Annotated in this window: 12 protein-coding genes; 7 read left to right on the top strand and 5 right to left on the bottom strand. The window is 74.1% G+C overall.

Going from position 1 to position 23,043, the window contains the following annotated elements:
• Positions 1-10: 10 nt before the first annotated feature.
• Genes ABT008_RS08070 through ABT008_RS08050 form a run of 5 tightly spaced genes read left to right on the top strand, consistent with a single transcriptional unit; the run spans position 11 to position 14,664 of the window.
• Positions 11-6,481: a non-ribosomal peptide synthetase gene (locus tag ABT008_RS08070; protein ID WP_350694667.1), complete on the top strand. Its 6,471-nt coding sequence runs from the start codon at positions 11-13 to the stop codon at positions 6,479-6,481.
• Positions 6,478-11,679, top strand: coding sequence for a non-ribosomal peptide synthetase (locus ABT008_RS08065; RefSeq protein ID WP_350694665.1), 5,202 nt, complete (start codon positions 6,478-6,480; stop codon positions 11,677-11,679). Before ABT008_RS08070 ends, ABT008_RS08065 begins: the two co-directional genes overlap by 4 nt.
• A complete protein-coding gene (locus tag ABT008_RS08060; protein WP_350694663.1) occupies positions 11,676-12,749 on the top strand; it encodes a saccharopine dehydrogenase NADP-binding domain-containing protein in 1,074 nt (357 codons plus the stop codon). The genes ABT008_RS08065 and ABT008_RS08060 overlap by 4 nt, the downstream gene beginning before the upstream one ends.
• Positions 12,746-13,912: a Gfo/Idh/MocA family oxidoreductase gene (locus tag ABT008_RS08055; protein WP_350694661.1), complete on the top strand. Its 1,167-nt coding sequence runs from the start codon at positions 12,746-12,748 to the stop codon at positions 13,910-13,912. The genes ABT008_RS08060 and ABT008_RS08055 overlap by 4 nt, the downstream gene beginning before the upstream one ends.
• Positions 13,909-14,664: a thioesterase II family protein gene (locus tag ABT008_RS08050; protein WP_350694659.1), complete on the top strand. Its 756-nt coding sequence runs from the start codon at positions 13,909-13,911 to the stop codon at positions 14,662-14,664. The genes ABT008_RS08055 and ABT008_RS08050 overlap by 4 nt, the downstream gene beginning before the upstream one ends.
• Here ABT008_RS08050 and ABT008_RS08045 read toward each other — a convergent pair.
• The 5 genes from ABT008_RS08045 to ABT008_RS08025 are packed head-to-tail and all read right to left on the bottom strand — an operon-like array spanning position 14,639 to position 20,918.
• The gene (locus ABT008_RS08045) at positions 14,639-16,234 is read right to left on the bottom strand and encodes an AMP-binding protein (protein WP_350694657.1); all 1,596 of its coding nucleotides are present in this window, start codon (positions 16,232-16,234) and stop codon (positions 14,639-14,641) included. The genes ABT008_RS08050 and ABT008_RS08045 overlap by 26 nt on opposite strands.
• Positions 16,231-17,256: a methyltransferase gene (locus ABT008_RS08040; protein WP_350694656.1), complete on the bottom strand. Its 1,026-nt coding sequence runs from the start codon at positions 17,254-17,256 to the stop codon at positions 16,231-16,233. Before ABT008_RS08040 ends, ABT008_RS08045 begins: the two co-directional genes overlap by 4 nt.
• A gap of 46 nt (positions 17,257-17,302) precedes the next feature.
• A complete protein-coding gene (locus ABT008_RS08035; RefSeq protein WP_350694654.1) occupies positions 17,303-18,385 on the bottom strand; it encodes an acyl-CoA dehydrogenase family protein in 1,083 nt (360 codons plus the stop codon).
• A gap of 16 nt (positions 18,386-18,401) precedes the next feature.
• Entirely contained in the window at positions 18,402-19,538 is a 1,137-nt protein-coding gene (locus tag ABT008_RS08030) for an acyl-CoA dehydrogenase family protein (RefSeq protein ID WP_350694652.1), read from the bottom strand.
• A gap of 3 nt (positions 19,539-19,541) precedes the next feature.
• On the bottom strand, positions 19,542-20,918 hold the full coding sequence (locus tag ABT008_RS08025) for an NtaA/DmoA family FMN-dependent monooxygenase (RefSeq protein ID WP_350694651.1): 1,377 nt from the start codon (positions 20,916-20,918) through the stop codon (positions 19,542-19,544).
• A 116-nt stretch (positions 20,919-21,034) separates the two neighbouring features.
• Here ABT008_RS08025 and ABT008_RS08020 point away from each other — a divergent pair, with 116 nt between their 5' ends.
• Complete coding sequence (locus ABT008_RS08020) at positions 21,035-21,523, top strand: VOC family protein (RefSeq protein WP_350694650.1); 489 nt, start codon at positions 21,035-21,037, stop codon at positions 21,521-21,523.
• A 43-nt stretch (positions 21,524-21,566) separates the two neighbouring features.
• Positions 21,567-22,994, top strand: a complete 1,428-nt coding sequence (locus ABT008_RS08015) for an NAD(P)/FAD-dependent oxidoreductase (RefSeq protein ID WP_502890366.1) — start codon at positions 21,567-21,569, stop codon at positions 22,992-22,994.
• Positions 22,995-23,043: the final 49 nt, after the last annotated feature.

The raw sequence follows: 23,043 nt of genomic DNA, 5'->3' as shown, positions 1-23,043 counted from the left end.
CCGGGACGGCATGCGGGACGACATCGCGGCCGTCCTCGGTGAACCACCCGGCACTGTCGCTGACGACGCCGACCTGCTCCAGCTCGGTCTCGACTCGATCGGTGTGATGCGACTGGTGGCCCGCTGGCACCAGCGGGGCGTGACGGTGAGCTTCGCGGAGTTGGTCGAGGGACGCACCCTGGACGACTGGTGGGCAATGGTCGCCGGGCGGGCCCCCGCCGACGCGGTGACGCCCGACGCGCCGCCGCTGACCGTCGTCGACGCGGACGAACCCTTCGACCTCGCCGCGATGCAACACGCGTACTGGGTGGGGCGGGGCGACGGCCAGGCCCTCGGCGGCGTCGGCGCGCACTTCTACAACGAGTTCGACGGCAGCGGCGTGGACCCGGCCCGGCTCGACGCCGCGGTCCGTGCCCTGCTGCGCCGACACGGGATGCTGCGGGCCCACTTCGACGACGACGGCCGGCAGCGCATCCTGCCGGAGAGCCCCTGGCCCGGCCTGACCGTGCACGACCTGCGGGCCTACGACCACGCCGAGGCCGAGCGGACCCTGCTCGACCTGCGCGACCGACTGTCGCACCGGCGGCTGGAGGTCGGCCGGGGCGAGGTCTTCGACGTGCAGCTCTCGCTGCTGCCCGACGGCGGTACGCGCTGCCACGTGCACATCGAGATGCTGGTGGCCGACGCGCACAGCTTCCGGATCCTGATGTCGGAACTCGCCCGCCTCTATCGGGACCCGGACGCCGAGCTGCCCCCGATCGCGCTGGACTACCCGAGCTACCTGGCGACCCTGCGGGAGCGCCGGGTCGGCGAACGGGACGCGGACCAGGCGTACTGGCAGGCGCGGCTGTCCGAGCTGCCCGGCCCGCCGGAGCTGCCGCTGGCCGTGGACCCGCAACAGGTCAGCGGCCAGCGGGTGGTCCGGCACCACCACTGGGTCGCCGCCGACCAGGTCGAGCGACTGACCCGCCGCGCCCGCACCTACGGGCTGACCCTGCCGGTGCTGTTCCTGGCCGCCTTCGGGCACGTGCTGGGCCGGTGGAGCACCGCCGGCCGATTCCTGCTCAACCTGCCGCTCTACGACCGGCAGCCGGTGCACCCGGACGTCGCCCACCTGGTCGGCGACTTCACCAACCTGCTGCTGCTGGAGGTGGACACCACCGCCGAGCGCGACTTCGCCGCCTTCGCCCGCGCCGTGCAGGAGCGGCTGCGCGCCGACGCCGCCCACCCCGGCTACACCGGAGTGGACGTGCTGCGGGACCTGACCCGGCTGCGCGGCGGTACGCCCGTCGGCGCCCCGGTGGTCTTCACCAGCGCGCTCAGCCTCGGTGAACTGTTCGACGGCGAGGTGCGGGAGAGCTTCGGCGCACCCGGCTGGACCATGTCGCAGACCCCGCAGGTCTGGCTGGACGTGCAGGTCACCGAGCGCGAGCACGGGCTGTTCGTGAACTGGGACTGCGTCGAGGAACTCTTCCCGGCCGGGCTGGTCGGCGAGATGTTCGACGCGTACCTGCGGATCCTCGGCTGGCTGCTCGACGACGACGCCGACTGGGCCGCGTACCCGCCGGAGCTGCTGCCGGAGCGGACCCGGCAGGTCCGCGCGGCGGCCAACGACACGGCCCGTCCGGTCCGTCGTCGTCGGCTGCACGACGATTTCTTCACCCGCGCCGCCGCCGAGCCGGACCGCCCGGCGCTGCTCTGGGGCACCGACGGCCGGCTCGACTACGGCGACCTGGCCGCGCAGGCCGACCGCATCGCCGGAGCGCTGGTCGCCAACGGGCTGCGCCCCGGCGACCCGGTGGCGGTCACCGTCGAGAAGGGACCTCGACAGGTCGTCGCGGTGCTCGGCGTGCTGCGGGCCGGCGGCGTGTACGTGCCGGTCGGCGTCGACCAGCCGGCCGCCCGCCGAGCGAGGATCCACGCGGTGGCCGGGGTACGGCACGTGGTGGCCGGCGTAGCGCTGCCGGAGCTGCCGACGGACCTGTGCGTGATCGACGTGGCGGACCGCTCGTACCCGGCGGCCGGACCGGTTCCCGGCAGCGACGACGACCCGGCCTACCTGCTGTTCACCTCCGGCTCCACGGGTGAGCCGAAGGGTGTGCAGGTGCCGCACCGGGCGGCGGTCAACACGATCGACGACATCGGCCGGCGCTTCGACGTCGGCCCGGACGACCGGGTGCTCGCGGTCTCGGCCCTCGACTTCGACCTCTCCGTGTACGACATGTTCGGGATGCTGAGCGTCGGTGCGGCGCTGGTCTGCGTCGGCGAGGACGAGCGGCGTGACGCCGACCGGTGGGTGGAACTGGTCCGGCGACACCGGGTGACGATCTGGCAGTCCGTGCCGGCGTTGCTGGACATGCTGCTGACCGCCGGCACCGACGGCGACCTGCCGCTGCGACTGGCCCTGCTGGGCGGCGACTGGGTCGGGCTCGACCTGGCCGGACGGCTGGCCACGCAGGCGCCGGGCGCGGTCCTGGTGGCGCTCGGCGGCACCACGGAGACCGCGATCCACTCCACCGTCCAGGTGGTGCCGGTGCCGGTGCCCGACGACTGGCGCTCGGTGCCGTACGGCGTGCCCCTGGCCAACCAGCTCATGCGGGTGACCGACCCGGCGGGCCGGGACCGGCCCGACTGGGTCACCGGTGAACTCTGGATCGGCGGCCGGTCGGTGGCCGACGGCTACCGCGGCGACCCCGCCCGCACCGCCGCCCAGTTCCGCGAGATCGACGGGGTGCGCTGGTACCGCAGCGGTGACCTGGCCCGCTACCACCCGGACGGCACCGTGGAGTTCCTCGGCCGGGCCGACGCCCAGGTGAAGATCCGGGGTCACCGGATCGAGTTGGGGGAGATCGAGACCGCGTTGGAACGGCACCCCGCCGTCCGCCGCGCGGTCGCGGTCGCCCTCGGTACGCCCCGACAACTCGCCGTCGCCGTCACCACCGACACCGACCTGGACCCGGCCGCGTTGCGCGACTGGCTGGCCGAGCAGGTGCCCGGCTACATGGTGCCCGAGCGGGTGGTGCTCACCGACGACCTGCCGCTGTCGGCCAACGCCAAGATCGACCGACGGGCGGTGACCCGCCTGGTCGAAGCCGCCAGCCCCGGCCCCGAGCAGCTCGAACCGCCGGTCGGCGACATCGAGCGCGAGGTGGCCCGGATCTGGGCCGACCTGCTCGGGGTACCCGCCGTCGGGCGGCGGCAGAGCTTCTTCACCGCCGGTGGCGACAGCCTGGTCGCCACCCGGTCGATGGCCCTGCTCGCCGCCGCCGGGCTGGACGGTGCGAACCTGCGCCAACTCTTCGCCACCCCGGTGCTGGCCGACTTCGCCGCCACCCTGCGCCGCGCCGAGGGGAGCCGCCCGGTCGTCGTCGAGCTGCGGGCCGACCCGGCGAACCGGTACGCGCCCTTCCCGCCCACCGACGTGCAGCGGGCGTACTGGCTGGGGCGCAGCAGCGAGTTCGCCCTCGGTGGCGTCGGCTCGCACTGGTACTGGGAGTTCGACGGCGCCGACGTCGACCTGGACCGGCTGGAGGACGCGGTCGACCTGCTGGTCACCCGGCACGACATGCTCCGCGCGATCTTCGACGACGACGGCGACCAGCGGGTGCTGGCCGAGGTCGACCGGTTCCGGATCACCGTCCACGACGGCGGTGACGCCGAACTGCGCGACCTGCGGGAGCGGATGGCCCACCGGGTCCCCGACCCGAGCCGGTGGCCGCTGCTGGCGATCGCCGCCGTCCGGTACGCCGACGGCCGGGTCCGGATCGGTTTCAGCTTCGACTACATCGTGCTCGACGCGCTCAGCATCGTGATCTTCTTCGACGAGCTGACCACGCTCTACACCGACCCGGCGGCATCGCTGCGGCCGGTCGGGGTGACCTTCCGCGACTACGTGCTGGCCGACTCGTCGGCCGTGGAGGACGACCAGCGGTACTGGCGGGAGCGGCTGGACAGCCTCCCGCCCGCGCCGCCGCTGCCGCTGGCCGTGGACCCGGAGACCGTGGTCGCCCCGCGCTTCATCCGCCGGGAGGACCGGCTCGACCCGACCCAGTGGGCCCGGCTGACCGAGCAGGCCCGCCGGCACGGGGTGACCCCGGCCAGCGTCCTGGCCGCCGCCTTCGCCGAGGTGCTGTCGGCCTGGAGCGGTCGCGGGGAGCTGACCCTCAACCTCACCCTGTTCAACCGCCGGGACGTGCACCCCGACATCAACAACATCCTCGGCGACTTCACCTCCCTGCTGCTGCTGGCGCACCGGGCGGGGGAGGGGGACACCTGGCTGGACGTGGTCCGGCGGACCCAGGAGCAGGTCTGGGAGGGGATGGCCCACGACTCGGTCTCCGCGCTGTGGGTGCTGCGCGAACTCGCCCGCCGTCAGCAGGGCGGCGCGGTGAGCATGCCGGTGGTGTTCACCAGCGCGCTCGGCGTCGCCGGTGGCATGAGCGAGATGTCGTTCCCCTTCGGCGAGCTGGTCTGGGGCATCTCGCAGACCCCGCAGGTCTGGCTCGACAACCAGGTGATGGAGCGCGACGGCGGGCTGGTCTACAACTGGGACTCGGTCGACGAACTGTTCCCGGCCGGACTGCTCGACGCCATGTTCGACGCGTACCGGGCGCTGCTGCTGCGGCTGACCACGGCGGACTGGGACGCGGTGCCCCCGGCGCCGCTGCCGGCGGCGCAGCGGCGGGTCCGGGACACGGTCAACGACACCGCCGGCCCGCTGCCGACCGGCCTGCTGCACACCGGCTTCTTCACGCACGCCGCCACCACGCCCGACGCCACCGCCGTGGTGACCGCCGACGGCGTGCCGGTCGACTACCGCGAACTCGCCGTGCGGGCGCTGCGCCTCGGCGGGGCGTTGCGCACGCACGGCGTCCGGCCCGGCGACGCCGTCGCGGTCACCCTGCCGCGCGGCGTGGACCAGGTCGCCGCGGTGCTCGGCGTGCTCGCGGCCGGCGGCCACTACGTCCCGGTCGGCGTCGACCAGCCGGCCGAACGCCGCGACCGGATCTACGCCCGGGCCGGGGTACGGGCCGTCGTCGCCCGGCCCGACCTGGACACCGGTCATCCGGTGGTGGCGCCGGACACGCCCGCCACCCCGCTGCCCGCACCCGTCGAGGTGGACCCGGAGCAGCTCGCCTACATCATCTTCACCTCCGGCTCCACCGGCGAGCCGAAGGGCGTGGAGATCACCCACCGGGCGGCGCTGAACACCGTCGACGACATCAACACCCGCTACGGCGTCGGCCCCGACGACCGGGTGCTGGCCATCTCGGCGCTCGACTTCGACCTCTCCGTGTACGACCTGTTCGGGCTGCTCGGCGTCGGCGGCGCGGTGGTCTGCGTCGCCGACGAGGATCGGCGGGAGGCGCGCCGGTGGGCCGCCGCCGCCCGCAGTGCCGGTGTCACGGTCTGGAACTCGGTGCCCGCGCTGCTGGACATGCTGCTGGTGGCGGCCGACACCGACGGTCTGCCCGACCGGCTGCGGCTGGCCCTGCTCTCCGGCGACTGGGTCGGGCTCGACCTGCCCGGCCGGCTGCGCGACCGGTGCCCCGAGGCCCGGTTCGTCGCGTTGGGCGGGGCCACCGAGGCGGCCATCTGGTCCAACGCCTGCGAGGTCGACGTGGTGCCCGCGCACTGGCGGTCCGTGCCGTACGGCCTGCCGCTGCGCAACCAGCGCTACCGGGTGGTCGATCCACGCGGCCGGGACTGCCCGGACTGGGTGCCCGGTGAACTGTGGATCGGCGGCGTCGGGGTGGCCCGGAGCTACCGGGGCGACCCGGAGACCACCGCACGACAGTTCGTCACCGTGGACGGACAGCGGTGGTACCGCACCGGGGACCTCGGCCGGTACTGGCCCGACGGAACGCTGGAGTTCCTCGGCCGGGTCGACTTCCAGGTCAAGATCCGTGGGCACCGGATCGAGCTGGGGGAGATCGAGGCGGCCGCGGAGGCGTACGCCGGGGTGGCCCGCGCCGTCGGGCTGACCGTCGGCGAGGGTACGCACCGGCGGCTGGCGCTGGCCGTGGTCGCCGCCGACGAGCCGGTCGACGAGGCGGCGCTGGTCGGCTTCCTGGCGTCTCGGCTGCCCAGCTACATGGTGCCGGAGCGGGTGGTCGGCGTACCCGGGCTGCCGCTGACCGCCAACGGCAAGGTGGACCGTCGGGCGTTGACCGCCCAGGTGGACACCGAACCCGACGACGCGGCCGACGAGAGCCCGCGCGGGGACAGCGAGAAGCTGATCGCCGAGATCTGGGCCGAGGTGCTCGACTGCGAGCGGATCGGCCGGCAGCAGAGCTTCTTCGCCCTGGGTGGGGACAGCCTGCTGGCCACCCGGCTGGTGGAGACGCTGCGGTCGCGCCACGGGGTGGAGCTGTCGCTGCGGCAACTGTTCCTGGCGCCGACCGTGGCGCAGTTGGCAGACGTCTTCGACGCCCACCGCGGCGCGGTGGAACCCGGTGACTTCGAGGAGGGCACGATATGAGTCAGTCGTCCGCCGGTGACCTGCTCGCCGAGCTGGAGAGCGTGGGGGTACGGGTCTGGTTGGAGGCCGGTCAACTGCGCTTCCGGGCACCGCAGGGGGCGATGACGCCGGATCGCCGCGAGGCGTTGCGCGCCCGCCGCGACGAGATCGTGGCGCACCTCGACAACGCCGCCGGCAACGGCACCCTGGTCCCCGACCGGGCGCACCGGCACGACCCGTTCCCGGTCACCGACGTGCAGGCGGCGTACCTGCTCGGGCGGGGCGAGACGTTCGCGTACGGCGGCGTCGCCTGCCACGGCTACGGCGAACTGGTCTATCCCGAGCTGGACCCGGAGCGGATGACCGCCGCCTGGCGGGCCCTGATCGCCCGGCACGACATGCTCCGCGCGGTGGTGGAGGCCGACGGCGCACAGCGCGTGCTGGCGGAGGTGCCGCCGTTCGAGGTGCCGGTGATCGACCTGACCGGCCGCCCCGAGGCGGTGGTCGAGGCGGCGGCCAGCGCGGTCCGCGCCGAGATGGACCACCTGGTGCACACGCCCGACCGGTGGCCGCTGTTCGCCGCCCGGATCACCCGCGCCGACCACCGGACCGTGCTGCACGTGTCGATCGACTTCCTGATCGCCGACTTCATCAGCGTCCAGGTGGTGCTCGACGAGTTGCACCGGCTCTATCACCGGCCGGACGAGCCGCTGCCGCCCCTGGAGATCACCTTCCGGGACTACCAGCTCGCCGAGCGCGCGGTGCGGGAGAGCCCGCGCCACGAGCGGGACAAGCAGTGGTGGCTGGCCCGGGTCGACGACCTGCCGGCCGCGCCGGAACTGCCCACGGTGGCCCGTCCCGCCGACAGCGAGGGCCGGTTCCGCCGCTGGGAGACCCGGTTGTCGCCGCAGGTCTGGGAGGGGCTGCGGCAGCGCGCCGGCCGGCACGGGGTCAGCCCGTCCGGTGCGGTGCTGGCCGCGTTCTCGGACACCATCGCCGCGTACAGTCGGCGGTCCCGGTTCACCCTCGACATCACCCTGCTCAACCGGGCACCGGTGCACGATCAGGTCAACGCCCTGGTCGGTGACTTCACCTCGGTGGACCTGCTGGCCGTGGACGCCGACCCGACCCGCCGGTTCGACGAGCGGGCCCGGGACCTGCAGGCCCAGCTCTGGGAGGACCTGGACCACCGCTCGTTCAGCGGCATCGAGGTGATGCGGGAGATCGCCCGCCGGCAGGGCGCCGAGGCGGCGCTGTTCCCGGTGGTCTTCACCAGCGCCATCGGCATCACCTCGGCCGGGGCCGCCGCCGACGGCGCGCCGCTGGGCGAGCTGGGCTACGGGATCAGCCAGACGCCGCAGGTCTGGATCGACTGCCAGAACATCGAGCGCGACGGCGGACTGGTGTCCAACTGGGACGTCCGGGAGGAGGTCTTCCCGCCCGGCGTGGTCGACGACATGTTCGCCGCGTACGACGCGTTGCTGCACCGGCTGGCCGGCGACGACGCGGCCTGGACCGGGACCGGGCACCCGGACCCGCCCGAGGCGACGCGGGACCGCCGCGCCGAGACCAACCGGACGCACGCGCCGGTCCCCGCCGGGATGCTGCACGACCGGGTGGTGTTGCAGGCGCTGAGCACCCCGGACCGGCCCGCCGTCGTCTCCGCCGACCGCACTCTGGACTACGCCGAGCTGCTGGGTCGGGCCGCCGGGGTGGCCGAGGCGCTGACCGCCGCCGGCTGCCGCCGCCAGGAACTGGTCGCGGTGGTCATGGACCGGGGCTGGGAGCAGGTCGTCGCGGTGCTCGGCGCGTTGCTGGCCGGCTGCGTCTACGTACCGGTGGACACCTCGCAACCGGCGGCGCGCCGCCGGACCATCCTGACCAACGCCGGGATCCGTTGCGCGCTGACCCAGTCCGGAGTGGACCGGGACGGCTGGGCCGAGGGGCTGCGCCTGCTCGACGTGGACCTGCTGGGCACCGGACAGCCGCAGCCGGTCGAGGGCTCCGGCGACCCGGAAGAGTTGGCGTACGTCATCCACACCTCCGGCTCCACCGGCACCCCCAAGGGCGTCATGATCAATCACCGGGGCGCGGTGAACACGGTGCTCGACATCAACGAGCGCTTCGGGATCGGGCCCGACGACCGGGTGCTCGGCCTCTCCAACCTCGGCTTCGACCTGTCGGTGTACGACATCTTCGGGCCGCTGTCGGTGGGCGGTGCGGTGGTGCTGCCCGACCCGCAGCGCCGGGGCGACCCGTCGCACTGGGCCGACCTGGTCGGCACGCACGGCGTCACGGTGTGGAACTCGGTGCCCGCCCAGTTGCAGATGCTGCACGACTACCTCGTCTCGGCCACGGACACCGTGCCGGCCGGGCTGCGGCTGGCGATGCTCTCCGGCGACTGGATCCCGGTGGCGCTGCCGGACCAGATCCGCGCCCGGGTGCCCGGACTGCGGATCGTCAGCCTCGGCGGGGCGACCGAGGCGTCCATCTGGTCGATCTGGTATCCGATCGAGCAGGTCGACCCGGAGTGGCGCAGCATCCCGTACGGTCGTCCGCTGACCAACCAGAGCTTCCACGTGCTCGATGCGGCGCTGCGGCCCCGCCCGGACCTGGTCACCGGCGAGCTGTACATCGGCGGCGTGGGGCTGGCGCTGGGCTACCTCAACGACCGCGAGCGCACCGCCGAGCGGTTCGTCGTGCACCCGCAGACCGGTGAGCGGTTGTATCGCACCGGTGACCTGGGCCGGTATCTGCCCGACGGCACCATCGAGTTCCTCGGCCGGGAGGACCTCCAGGTCAAGATCCGGGGCTACCGGATCGAGTTGGCCGAGATCGAGGCGGCGTTGGGCGGACACCCGGCGGTCGCCGGGGCGGTCGTGGTGGTCGACGGGGACACCCCGCTGGAGCGCCGGCTGGCCGCGTTCGTCGAACCGGCCGGACGGCCGGTCACCGCCGCACAGGCCGAGCACGACCAGACGACCGTCGGGCAGCTCGGCGTGGACGCCTGCGCCGACGCGGACAGCACGCTCGCCGGTGTCGACCGGGACCGCTACCTGGCGTACGCGCACCGGCTGGACGACGTCGCGCTGCCGGCCATGGTGGACGCGTTCCGCGCCGCCGGGCTGTTCGCCGCCGGCAGCCGGCACCCGCTGACGGACCTGCTGGAGACCGCGCACGTCGCGCCCCGCCACCACCGGCTGGTCCGGCGCTGGTTGCGCGCGCTCACCGGCGCCGGCCTGCTCGACCAGGACGCCGACGGCCGGTACGGGCTGACCCCGGCGGGCGCGGCGGCGGACACCGACGCCGGATGGCGGGAGGTCGCGCAGCTCGCCGACGCCGAGGACCGGGACCTGCTGGACTACTTCCGGGCCAGCACCGCGCAACTGCCCGCACTGCTGCGCGGCGAGGACGACCCGCTGGCGCTGCTGTTCCCCCAGGGCCGGGTGGACGTCTCGCAGGGCCTCTACGAACGCACACTGTTCAACAGGTGGGCCAACGAGGCGGCGGCGGCCCTGGTGCGGCGGATCGCCGAGCAGCGGATCGAGCCCGGGGCGCTGCGGGTGCTGGAGGTGGGCGCCGGAGCCGGCGGCACCACCGCCGCCGTACTCGCCGCGCTGGACGGGCACGAGGTGGACTACCTGGCCACCGACCTGTCCCCGTTCTTCCTGGGCGAGCTGCGGACCCGGTTCGGCGAGCGGCCCGGCCTGCGCCTGGAGGCGGTCGACATCGACCGGGACCTGGCCGGGCAGGGCCTGTCCCCGAACTCGTTCGACGTCATCGTGGCCGGCGACGTGCTGCACGCCAGCGCCGACGTGGGCCGCGCGCTGGACCGACTGCGCGAGGTGCTCGCCCCGCAGGGCTGGCTGGTCGCCTGCGAGATGACCCGCGACCACCACCAGATCATGACGTCGCTGGAACTGCTGGTCCGGGTGGACGAGGCCACGGCCGACTTCACCGACCTGCGGCAGGGCACCGAGCAGGTGTTCCTCGACCGACGCTCCTGGCTGGACGTGCTGGGCGCGGCGGGCGCGGCGCAGCCGCTGTGCCTGCCCGAGCCGGACGGCTTCATCGCCGAGCTGGGCATGTGCGTGCTGGCCGCCCGGTTCAAGACCGACCGGGTGCGGATCTCCCGCGACGACCTTACCGAGCACCTGGCCGGGCGACTGCCGCAGTACATGGTGCCGTCGGTGGTCCAGGTCGTCGACGCCCTGCCACTCAACGCCAACGGCAAGGTCGACCGGGCGGCGCTGCGCCGTCGACTGCCCAGGCGGGGTACGGCGACCGCCGCCGGGTCGTCCGGTGCCCTCGGCAGTGACCTGGAACGCCGGATCGCGGCGGTCTGGGCCGAGGCGCTGCGGCTGCCCCGGGTCGGCCGGGACGAGAACCTCTTCGAACTCGGCGGGGACTCCCTGGTCGCGGCGCAGATCACCGGCCGGATCCTGGAGGAGGTCCCGCAGGCCGCCGGGCTCTTCTTCGACCAGTTGCTGCGGCAGGTGCTGGAGCAGCCCACGGTGGCCGCCCTCGCCGGGCACATCGAGGCGGAGTCGGCCACCCCGGTCACCGCGTCGGCGTCGGAGCCGGTCACGTCGAGCGGGGACGGGCTGTCCGTGCGGCACGAGGGTGCCGAGGGGGTGCCCTGGGTGCTGGTGCCCGGCGGTGCGGACGCCGACCCGTACGCGGGTCTGGTGCCGCACCTGGCGGCGACCGGTCCGGTGCTCGGGTTGGCCCCGGGCGCGGCCGACGACCTGCTCCGGGTCGCCGCCGCGCAGGCCCGGCTGGTCACCGCGGCCGGACACCCGGCGGTACGGCTGGTCGGGTACGGCCTCGGCGCCACGGCCACGCTGGAGGTGGCCCGGTCGCTGATCGAGGCCGGCGGGCAGGTCGACGCGGTGGTGCTGATCTCGCCGTGGCGGCCCACCCCCGGCGGTGACCCGGCGGCGGTGTATCAGGCGGAGACCGGTGCCGGGGAGCCCGGCGAGGACTTCGTCGCGCGACTGGCGGCCGTCGTCCGACACGAGCCGACGCTCTACGCCGGTGACCTCGTCGTGCTGCGGCCCACCGGCGCGGTGCCCTACGACGCGCAGGACCTGGAGTTCTGGGCCGATCTGTGCCTGGGCGACGTCCGCACGGTCGACGTGGACGCCGACCACCTGACGGTGCTGGGTCCGGCGGCCGGTACCGCGCTGGCGGCCCTCGACCCGGAGCCGGCGCGGTGACCGCTGTCGCCGTGCTCGGTGCCTCCGGGGCGGTCGGGCGGGCGGCGGTGGCGCTGCTGCGGTCCTGGGACGTCGGCCCGCTGCGGGTCGGCGCCCGGCGTCCCCCGCAGCTCGACGGCGTCGACCGGATGGTCGTGGACGCCCGCGACGCGGCCGACCTGGCCCGGTTCTGCGCCGGGGCCCGGGTGGTGCTCAACTGCGCCGGCCCGGCCGTGGAACTGGTCGACGGGGTGGCCCGCGCGGCGGTGGCGGCCGGTGCCGACTACGTCGACGCGGCCGGTGACGACGCGCTGCACGCCGCGGTGGCGGCGGTGGCCGACGGCAGCGGTCGGGCGGCGGTGGTGTCGGCCGGCATGATGCCCGGACTGACCGGGCTGCTGCCCCGGCTGTTGGCCGCCCACCTGCCCGACGGCGAGCGGCTGACCGGGTACGTCGGTGGGCGGGACCGGTTCACCCTGACCGCCGCCGTGGACTACGTCGCCGCCGACGAGAGTTTCGGCTGGCCCGCCGCGGCCTGGCGGGACGGCCGGGTGGTGCGCAACGCGCTGCGCCCGGTGCCGGAGCTGACCCTGCCGTGGTTCCCCGAGCCGGTCACCGCGCAGCCCTACCTGGGCACCGAGACCGCCCGGGTGGCCGCCGCGCTGGGGCTGCGACAGGTCGACTGGTATTCGGTCTTCGCCGGTGAACGGGTGCTGGCCGCGCTGCGGGCCGTCCCCGGGGCCGCCGAGGGCGGGCACCGGGAGTCCGGCGAGCGACTGTGCCGGGCGGCGGAGCTGGACCTGTTCGGCCACCCGGCGTACCAGAACCTGGTGGTGACCCTCTCCGGGCCGAGTGGGGAGCGGACCGCCGTGGTCCGCAGCACCGGCGCCAGCGAACTCACCGGCAGCATGGCCGCGCTGACGGCCCGGGCGGTGCTGGCCGGCGCGGTGCCGCCGGGTGTCTGGCACGCCGACGAGGTCCTCGACCCGATCGCCACCGTCACCGAACTGGCGGCGGTGCCGGCGGTGCCGCTGGCCACCGTGGTGGCGGACGTCTCCGCCGTCGAGCAGTACGAGGAGGACGTGATATGAAGCGACCCACCCGGGTGGTCGTCTGCGGCACCCGGTTCGGCCAGGTCTATCTGGAGTCCTTCCGCGAGGCGGACCCGAGCTTCCAGCTCGCCGGTGTCCTCGCCGGTGGCAGCGACCGGTCCCGCGCCTGCGCCGCGCACTACGGCGTGCCGCTGTACACGGCGGTGGACCAGTTGCCCGACGACATCGACATCGCCTGCGTGGTCATCCGGGGCGGGCTGCTCGGTGGCCGTGGCTCCGAGCTGGCCATGGAGTTGATGGCGCGGGGCATACACGTGCTCCAGGAGCACCCGCTGCACCACGACGAGCTGGCCCGCTGCCTGCGCCAGGCCCGCCGGCACAAGGTGGTGTACCAGCTCAACCCGTTCTACCGGCACATCACCCCGGTCCGCCGGTTCCTCGGCGCGGCGGGCGAGCTGCTGCGTCGCCAGCCACCGCGCTACCTCGACGTGGCCTGCGGCTTCCAGTTGGCGTACTCGCTGCTGGACCTGCTCGGTCAGGCGCTCGGCGGGGTGCGACCGTGGCGGTTCACCGAGCTGCCGGCGCTGCCCCCGACGGTCACCTCGGCGACCGAGCTGGACCTGCCGTTCCGCAGCCTGGACGGGGTGCTGGCCGGGGTGCCGGTCACGCTGCGGGTGCAGAACCAGATGGACCCGGCCGACCCGGACAACTACGCCCACCTGATGCACCGGATCACCATCGGCACCGAGGCCGGCAACCTCACCCTGGTCGGCACGCACGGCCCGACGGTGTGGACCGCCCGGCCCGACTTCCCCCGCGAGGTCGCCGGCATCGGCGCCGACCCGCACTTCGCCGCCGACCGGGACACCAGCACCCCGAGCGCGGTCACCTTCGGCCCGAGCGAGGTGCCGCACTACGACACGGTCTTCGGCACCACCTGGCCGCAGGGCGTACGCCGGGCACTGTGGACCCTGCGGGACACCGTCGAGCGGGGCGAGGACCCGCTGCGGCAGGGCCAGTACCACCTGACGCTGTGCCAGCTGTGGCAGGAGCTGACGGCGATCCTCGGCCCCCCGGAGCTGGTCTCCGCCGAGCCGCCCCGAATGCTCGGCGCGGAGGACCTGGCTGCCCTGGCGGCGGCCGGTGAGGCGGCGGTGGCCGACCCGGCGCAGCCGCGGGAGCCGGCGGGAGTGGGCGGGTGACCTCGGTGGAGACCAGTGCGCGACGGTGGCTGCGCTGCTACCGGCCCCGGCCGGCGGCCACCGTGCGCCTGGTCTGCTTTCCGCACGCCACCGGCAGCGCCCCGTTCTATCGAAGCTGGGCCCGGGAGTTGCCGGACGACGTCGAGGTGCTGGCGGTGCAGTACCCGGGCCGGCTGGACCGGATCGCCGAGCCCGCGCTGACCGCCATGCCGGTGCTGGCGGACATGGTCACCGACGTGCTCGCGCCCCGGCGTGACCTGCCGATCGCCCTGTTCGGCCACAGCATGGGCGCCGCCGTCGCGTACGAGGTGGCGCGCCGGCTGGAGCGGCGGCACGCCGCGCCGCTGGCGCACCTGTTCGTCTCGGGACGTCCCGCGCCGTGCCACCACCGGCCGGGCAGCAAACACCTCGGCCCGGACGACGACCTCTGGGACGAGCTGCGCCGGTTGGGCGGCACCGACCCGGCGGCGCTGGAGAACCCGCAGCTCCGATCGGCGCTGATGCCGACGCTGCGGGCGGACTACCGGCTGATTGAGAGCTACCGCCCGGTCGACGCCGCGCCGTTGGCCACGCCCATCTCGGCGCTGGTCGGCGACGTGGACACCGAGGCGGCGGTGGACGAGGTGGCGGCCTGGGCCGGCTACACCCGGGCCGCTTTCGACCTGACCGTCTTCGACGGCGACCACTTCTATCTGGTGCCGCACCGGACGAAGGTGCTGGCCGGCGTCATCCGGAGCCTCGGCCTGACCTGACCGTGCCCGCCGCGTCGTGCGGCGGGTGCGCGGACCCGTCCAGGTGCCGCCGCCACAACTGACGCCGCCTCGGCTTGCCGCTGGTGGTGCGCGGGATGGTGCCGGACGGCACCGGCACCACCTGCACGTCGGCCCCCGGCACCAGCGGCGCGACCAGCGCGGGGATCCGGGGCAGCCAGTCCGACCGGGGATGTTCCAGGTGGACCACCACGGTCGGGGCTCCCGCCACCAGACCGAGCACGGTGGCCAGCCGCCCGGGCGGCGCGTCCAGGGCCGCGCCGAGCACCGCGTCGACGTCCTCGGCGAAGACGGTCCGCCCGTGGACCTTCAGGCTGTCGCCGAGGCGACCCAGCACGAAGAGCTGCCCGTCCCGCAGGAAGCCGGCGTCGCCGGTGCGGACCGTGCCGTCGAAGGGCGGGCCGCCCGCGTAACCGTCGGCGACCGACGCGCCGCCGACCACGATCTCACCGACCGTGCCGTCGCCCACCGGTCGGCCGTCGTCGTCGACCACCGCGATCCGGGCCCTGGTCACCGGCCCACCGCAGCCCACCACGGGTACGTCGTCCGGGCCGGGCACCTGCCGCCACCCGGTCCGCAGCGGCACCCCGGTCACCGCCAGCGTCGCCTCCGCCAGCCCGTACGCGGGCAGCAGCGCCTCGCGGCGCAGCCCGTGCGGAGCGAGCAGGTCGGCGAAGGCGGCCAGAGTGGCCGGTGGGATCCGTTCGGCGCCGACGATGACCGCCCGCCACTGCCGGAAGTCCAGCCCGGCGAGCTGCTCGGGGCGGACCCGCCGCAGCACGTGCGCCAGTCCGAAGCCGGGCATCGCGGTCAGCCGGGCCCCGTCGCGGCCGAAGCACTCCAGATAGCGGCTGGGTCGCCGGACGAACTCCGCCGGGGTGAGCAGCCACAGGTCGGCGCCGGTGACCACGGGTGCCAGCAGGCACCCGACCAGGCCCATGTCGTGGTGCACCGGCAGCCACGAGGCGGTCGCGTCGTCGGGTGTCATCTCCAGCCAGTCCCGGACCGCCGCGATGTTGGCCTCCAGGGCGGTACGCGGCACCCGCACCCCGCGTACCGCGCCGGTGGTGCCGGAGGTGAACTGGAGCAGCGCCACCCGGGCCGGCGCGACCGCCACCGGCTCCGCCACCTCGGTGGGCAGGTCCGCTACGTCGACCGTGGACACCCCGGCGTCGGCCGCCGCCCGGGCCACCGAGGGCGCGGACGCGGCGTCGACCACCAGCAGCCGGGGGCGCATCGCCGCCAGGGCCGCGCTCAGGTGCTCGGCGTACCGGTCGGGGTCGCCGAAGGCGGCGGGCGGGGCGAGCGGGGACACCGTCGCCCCGGCCAGCAGCGCGCCGAACAGGGTGCCGACGAATCCGGGCCCGGAGGGCAGCACCACCCCGACCACGTCGTCCGGGCGTACGCCCCGCGTGGCCAGCCCGGCGGCGTGTCCGTGGGCCAGCCGGGCCAGCCGCGCGTACGACCACCGGTCCCAGTCCCCGTCCGGGCGGGAGAACCGGATGCCCCGGTCGGCGCGCGGCTGCGCCAGCCAGGACAGCAGCCCGGTCATACCGGTCGGGCCTCGATCACCGGGAACATCGGGGTCTGCGTCGCCTCGACCAGTTCCAGCCCGGCCCCGGCCAGGATCGCCCGTTGCTCGTCCAGGCTGCGCGCGCCGCCCGCGCTCAACGTCAGCATCAGCATGTCCATCCGGCGGGCCAGCGGGGTGCTCTCCGCCTCGGACTGCCGTCCGGCCTCGAGGATGAACACCCGGCCCTGCGGGGACATCGCGGCCCGGATACGGCGCAGCACCCCGGTCGCCTCCTCGTCGCTCCAGCTGTAGAGGATCCGCTTGAGCACGTACGCGTCGCCGCCGGCGGGGATGTCGTCGGTGAGGAAGCTGCCGGGCACCACGCGTACCCGGTCGGTGACGCCGGCAGTGGCGAACGTCTCCGGCGCGTTCGCCACCACGCCGGGCTTGTCGAACAGCACACCGCGCATCCGGGGGAAGCGGCCCAGCAGGTCGGCGAGGAAGCGGCCGTTGCCGCCGCCGACGTCGACCACCGTGCCGAAGCGGGACCAGTCCGAGGCGCGCAGGATGGCCTCCAGCTCCATCCCGGTGACCCCGCTCATCACCTTGTCGAACGCCTCGCCGTCGGCGGGGTGCTGCCCGAAGTGGTCCCACATGCCGACGCCGTGCACCGCGTCGAAGGCGCCCTCACCGGTGCGCAGCGTGTGGTCCAGGCCCTCCATCGCCCGGGTGCACACCACGGGGGAGAGGAAGATGTCCCGGGCCGAGTACGGGTGGTCGGCCCGCAGCAGGTCGGCCATCGGGGTCAGCCCGAACTCGCCCGGCGTGACCTCGGCGAACAGGTCCCGAGAGGCCAGGTACCGCAGCGCCTTGGTCAGCGAGGGCTCGTGGGCGTCGCAGGCGCGGGCCAGGTCGGCGGCGGCCATCGGCCCGTCGGCGAGCTGGTCGGCCACCCGCAGCAGGCAGACCGCCCGGATCGTGTACGGCAGCAGGTAGTCGCCCACCTCCATCAGCCGCAGGATGGCCGGTACGTCGATCCGGGGACGTCGTCTCGTCAGCATCGCTGCTCCTTGTCAGTCTCGGTCGGTGCGCCGTCGGCCGGTGGGGTCACGCGGCCGGCCGTGCCGGTTGCGCCCGCCCGTTCAGCAGGTGACCGGCAAGGGTGGCGAGGTGGTGGTCGGTGGGGGTGTCGAAGCTGTCCAGCCAGAGCGCCCGGCGGTACCACCAGTGCAGCGGGTACTCCCAGGTCGCGCCGAGTCCGCCGGTGACCTGGAGGGCGTCCTCGCAGGCGCGGACGGCGGCCCGGCGGGCCGCGACGACGGCTTCGGCGTACGCCTGGGCGGTCTCGTCCGGTGCCGCGTCGTCCGGCCCGGCGCCGACCAGCCAGCAGGCCCGCAGGGCGAGCGAGGTGGCCAGTTCCAGTGCCACGTAGCCGTCGGCCAGCCGGTGTGCCACCGCCTGGTACGCCCCGATCGGTCGGCCGAACTGCACCCGGTCCAGGGCGTGTCGGCGGGCCAGGTCCAGGGCCCGGCGGGCGACGCCGACGGCCTCGCAGGCCAGCAACGTGCCGCCGTGCCGGCGCGCGTCGGCCAGCACCCGCTCGGCGTGCTCCGGCCCGATCAGCACCTCGGCCGGGGTGTCGACGAGGTCCAGCCGGGCGGCGCCACGCAGCCGGTCCAGGGCGGGCTGCGGTGCGACGGAGAGCCCGTCGGCCGAGGAGTCCACCAGGAACAGGGCCGGCCCGGTCTCGGTGTCGGCGGCGACCACCAGCGCGGTGGCCGCCGCCACCTCGGTGACCAGGCCACGCCGACCGGTCACCCGCCAGGTGCCGCCGCGCTGCTCGGCGCGGGCGCCCTGGCCGGTGTCCGGGTCGTCCTGCCAGGCCAGGGTGAGCGGGCCGGTCGGCAGCTCACGCCCGGCCGCCGCGAGGACCGGGTGGGCCAGGCCGACCGTGCTCCACCAGCCGGTGGCGGCCAGCGCGTACCCGGCCTCCTGGGCCAGCAGGCCCTTCTCCACCACGCCCAGCTCCGGGTCGCACCAGCCCTGCCGGCGCAGGTGCGGCCATCCGTCCGGGTCGGCGTCGCCCGCCTCGGCGAGCGCGGCCACCCGGTCGACCGGGTACCGGTCGGCGAGCAGCCGGGCGGCGGCCGACGCCAGGTCACGCTGGTCGTCGGTGAGGGCGAAGTCCATGGTCATCCTCTCCGGGTCACCGGGTGCGGGGCAGACCGAGCACGCGCTCGGCGATGATGCCGCGCAGGATCTCGGAGGTGCCGCCCTCGATCGAGTTGGCGCGGCTGCGTAACCGCAGGTGCTGCCAGTGACCGGCGGCGTGACTGTCCGGGCCGTCGAGCACCGCCGCCGGGCCGAGCAGACGCAGCGCGAACGCGGCCAGCCGCTGGTTGGTGACCGACCAGTGCAGCTTGAGCACCGAGCTCTCCGGACCGGGCTTGCCGGTCCGCGCCAGCGTCGCCATCGTCCGGTGACCGGTCCAACGCAGGGCCTGCAACTGCACGTGCAACTCGGCCACCTCGGCACGGACCGTCGGGTCGTCGGCCAGCCCGAGGTCGCGTACGGTGCGCAGCAGCCGGTCGAACTCGACGGTCAGCCGGGCGGTGAGCGTGATGCCGAAGGTGCCGCGTTCGTGGGCGAGGGTGGTCATGGCGATCCGCCAGCCCTCGCCGACCGGCCCCAGCACGCAGTCGCGGGGCACCAGCACGTCGTCGAGCACGATCTGGTTGAAGTCGGCGTCGCCGGTGCTCTGCCGCAGCGGCAGCACCTGCACCCCGGGGCTGCGCATGTCGACAAGCAGGCAGGTCAGGCCGGTGTGCGCGGTGGAGTCGGGCTGGGTGCGGGCCAGCAGCAGACACCAGTCGGCCTGGTGGGCGTAGGACGACCAGACCTTCTCGCCGGTGACCCGCCAACCGTCGGCGGTGGCCGTCGCCCGGGTCCGCACCGCGGCCAGGTCACTGCCCGCGTCCGGCTCGGAGAAGCCCTGGCAGAAGACGTACGCGCCGGACAGGATCGGCTCCAGGAAGCGTTTCTGCTGATCGGGGCTGCCGTGCGAGACGATGGTCGGTCCCACCATGCCCAGGCCGATCACGTTGCTGTGGTCCGGCGCCTCGGCCAGCGCGCTCTCCTCGGCGTAGATGCCCTGGTAGGTCGGGGGCAGGCCACGCCCGCCGTAGGCAGCCGGCCAGGTCAGTCCGGTGTAGCCGGCCGCGTGCAAGGCCTTGGTCCAGTCCCCGGGGGCGCCGCCGTCGCGGTGTCGGGGCACGTGTTCGGCCAGCCAGGCGCGCAGGTCACGGCGGAAGGCGGCCTCCTGCGGGGTGTCGCGCAGGTGCATCCCTCAGCCCTCCCGCGCGGTGACGACGCGCGCCGGGTCGCGGTAGGTGCTCACCCCGGCGCCGAAGTACCGTTCGCGCAGCGTCGTCTCCGCCGGGTCGTACGCGGTCCGGAACAGGCCCCGCCGTTGCAACTCCGGTACCAGCAGGTCGCAGATGTCGTCGATGCCGTCCGAGGGCGGGCAGGGGATCAGGTTGAACCCGTCCACGTCGGCGACGGTCAGCCACTGCTCCATCCGGTCGGCGACCTGCTCGGGCGTGCCGAACAACGTCACCGGGGCGTCCACCCGGGGGCGGCGGGGACGCGACACCAGATACTTCACGTCGCCGACGGTCCAGGTGCGGTCCGGGCTGAGCTTGCGCAGGAAGCCGAGGAAGGAGTGGCTGGCCTGGCTGCGGATCTCGTCCACCGGGGTCTCGTCGGGGAAGGCGGCGAGGTCGATGTCCATCCAGCCGCACCACTTGGCGAGCTGCCCCTCGCTGCTCCACAGCGTGTTGTACGCCTCGGCCTTGGCCTTCGCCTCGGCCCGGTCCCGCCCGATCATGACCATGCCGCCCTGCAACGCCTTGATCATGCCCGGGTCCCGGCCGTGCCGGGCCGCCGCGGCGCGCAGGGCGGCCACCGGCTCCGCGCCCGAGGCGGGATCGGCCAGGGTCAGGAAGGCCACCTCGGCGTGCCGGGCGGCGAACTCGATGCCCCGGGGCGAGGAACCGGCCTGGTAGAGCACCGGGGTGCGCTGCGGTGACGGTTCGCACTGGTGCGGGCCCCGGACGGTGAACCAGCGGCCCTCGTGGTCGATCTGGCGGACCCGGTCGGGGTCGGTGAAGACGTCGCGCTCGGCGTCGCGGACCACCGCGTCGGCGTCCCAACTGTCCTCCCACAGAGCGCGGGCGACCTGGACGTACTCGTCGGCCCGCTCGTAGCGCTCGTCGTGGTCGAGGTACTCGCCGAGGCCGTTGGCGGTGGCCGAGCGCAGGTAGGAGGTGACGATGTTCCAGCCGACCCGGCCACCGGTGAGGTGGTCCAGTGAGGAGAAGAGCCGGGCGCACTCGTAGGGGGAGTGGTAGGTGGTGGAGTAGGTGATCGCGAAGCCGAGGTGCCGGGTGGCCGCCGCCGCGGCCGACAGCAGCAACGCCGGGTCGATCGAGGGGATCTGCACCGCGTGCCGCACCGCCGGTGCCCAGGAGCCCCGGTAGACGTCGTAGACGCCGTGGATGTCGGCGAAGAACAACGCGTCGATGCAGGCCGCCTCCAGTTGCCGGGCGCGGGAGATCCAGTACTCCAGCGACCGGTATCCGGTGGCCGTACGGTCGCCGGGGAGCCGCCACATGCCCTTGAACTGCGGTGACGGCGAGCACTGGGTGAACACGTTCAGATGCATGCCCGGTTCCTCACATCCGTTCCGGCCCGGTACGGGCAGCGCGCTGCCAGGTGACGACACGCTACCGGTTGCCGACGACAACACGCCACACCCAAGATACAAGTGAAGCCTCTATGATGCTTCATGTGCCTAAACTCAACGGCAGGAACCACGTCAACCTGACCGTCCGCGACCTGGATCGCAGCACCGAGTGGTACTGCCGGGTCATGGACTTCACGCCGGTACGCGACGCGACGCCGGCCGAGTCCGGGTTCACCTTCCGCACGTTGGTGCACCGGGGCTCGCTCTCCTCGATCGTGCTCGGCCAGGCCGTCGAGCCCGACCCGGCCCCCTTCGACGAACGTCGGGTGGGCCTGCACCACCTGGGCTACCACGTGCCCGAGCTGGCCGACCTGGACGAGTGGTCCGCGCACCTGGACGCCGTCGGCGCCGAGCACTCCGGTGTCCGCGAGCTGTTCCTGGAGGCCGGCTACGGCATCTGGTTGCGCGACCCGGACAACATCTGGCTGGAGTTCTACTGGCTCAACGCCGACTACTTCATGGACCGGCTGCGCCAGCAGCGCCGGGCCGAGCGGGCGGCGCGGGTGGCCGCCGACCGGCAGTGACTGTCGGGTCTTGCCGAACACAACACACACTATGGATAGTGGGGTGCGGACCGACGACTTGGAGAGCGACGTGGAAGAGACCCGGAACAGCGTCTACTGGCACGACACCGAGCCGGTCGAGGTCGGCGAGCCCCTCGACGGTGACGCGAGCTGCGACATCTGCATCGTCGGCGCCGGCTACACCGGCCTGTGGGCGGCGCACTTCCTCGCCGAGGCCGAGCCCTCGGCCGACATCAAGGTGCTGGAGGCCGAGGCGGTGGGTGGCGGCGCGTCCAGCGCCAACGGCGGCTTCGTCGGGCTGACCGCCGGCAAGGTGCTGCGCCGCTTGCTGTGGTACTACGGCCGGGAGAAGGCCGCCGGTGTCTACCGCAGCGGCGCCCGGTCGATCATCGACATCGGGCGGTTCTGCCGCCAGTACGGCATCGACGCCGACTTCGCGATGAACGGCGTGCTCCAAGTGGTCACCGACCGCAAGCAGTTGGCCCGGCTCGAACTCCAGGTCAAGCGCAGCGAACGCACCGGCCTGCGCGGGTCGTTCAAGCTGCTGGACCGCGACGAGGCGCAGCAGCGCATCGGCTCCCCGCAGGTGCTCGGCGCGCTGCGGACCACCGGCGCGCTGGTCAACCCGCACCGGCTGGTGCAGGGCCTGGCCCGCGTCGTGCGCGAGCAGGGCGTGGACATCCACGAGCGGACCCCGGTCACCGAGGTCCGCAAGGTCGGCGGACGGTACCGGGTGACCACCCCCACCGGCACGATCACCGCCAACGAGGTCGTCCTGGCGACCAACGCCTGGCAGCACAGCTTCGCCCAGACCCACACCAAGGTCATGCCGGTGTGGAACTACCTGATGGTGACCGAACCGCTGACCGACGCGCAGCTCTCCCGGGTCGCCTGGCCCGGCCGGGAGGGGGTCAGCAACTCGCTGTCCTTCGCCCACGCCGCGCGGCTCACCGCCGACAACCGGGTGGTCTGGTCCGGCGGTCGCTGGTACTACTACGACCAGCGGGACACCGACCGCTCGCACCTGCGCAACGACGCCGCCCACGCCGCCCTGCGGGAGTCCTTCGCCCGCTTCTTCCCGGCCTGGCGGGACGTCCGGTTCAGCCACGCCTTCGGCGGCCCGATCGGCTGGAGCCGCACCTTCATCCCGCAGTTCGGCCGCACCGACGACGGCCTGGTGTACGGGCACGGCTACACCGGCAACGGGATCGCGCCCAGCCACACCGGCGGCAAGATCCTGCGGGACCTGGTGCTGCGGCGGAACACCGAGTACACCGACCTGGCGTACGTGACGGTGAACCAGCCGAAGTTCGCCAAGGGGGCGATGGGCGACAAGGGCGCGCACCTGTTCATCTGGCGGCAGGAGACCGGTGACCGGCTGCCGCTGATGCTGCCGCACCCGGCCGCGCTGGCGCCCCGGTCGTTCTTCGCCGGACGTGCCGCACGCCGGGCCGCCGGCGCCAGCCGCTGATCCCTCGCACCACGCAGCGGCCCGGCCCGACGACCGGGAACCACAGCGA

Origin of the sequence: Micromonospora sp. NPDC002389, from assembly GCF_040296095.1 — a bacterium.
GTDB lineage: Bacteria > Actinomycetota > Actinomycetes > Mycobacteriales > Micromonosporaceae > Micromonospora.
The sequence above is the reverse complement of the archived record's forward strand: the minus strand, read 5'-3'. Positions and strand labels throughout refer to the sequence as shown.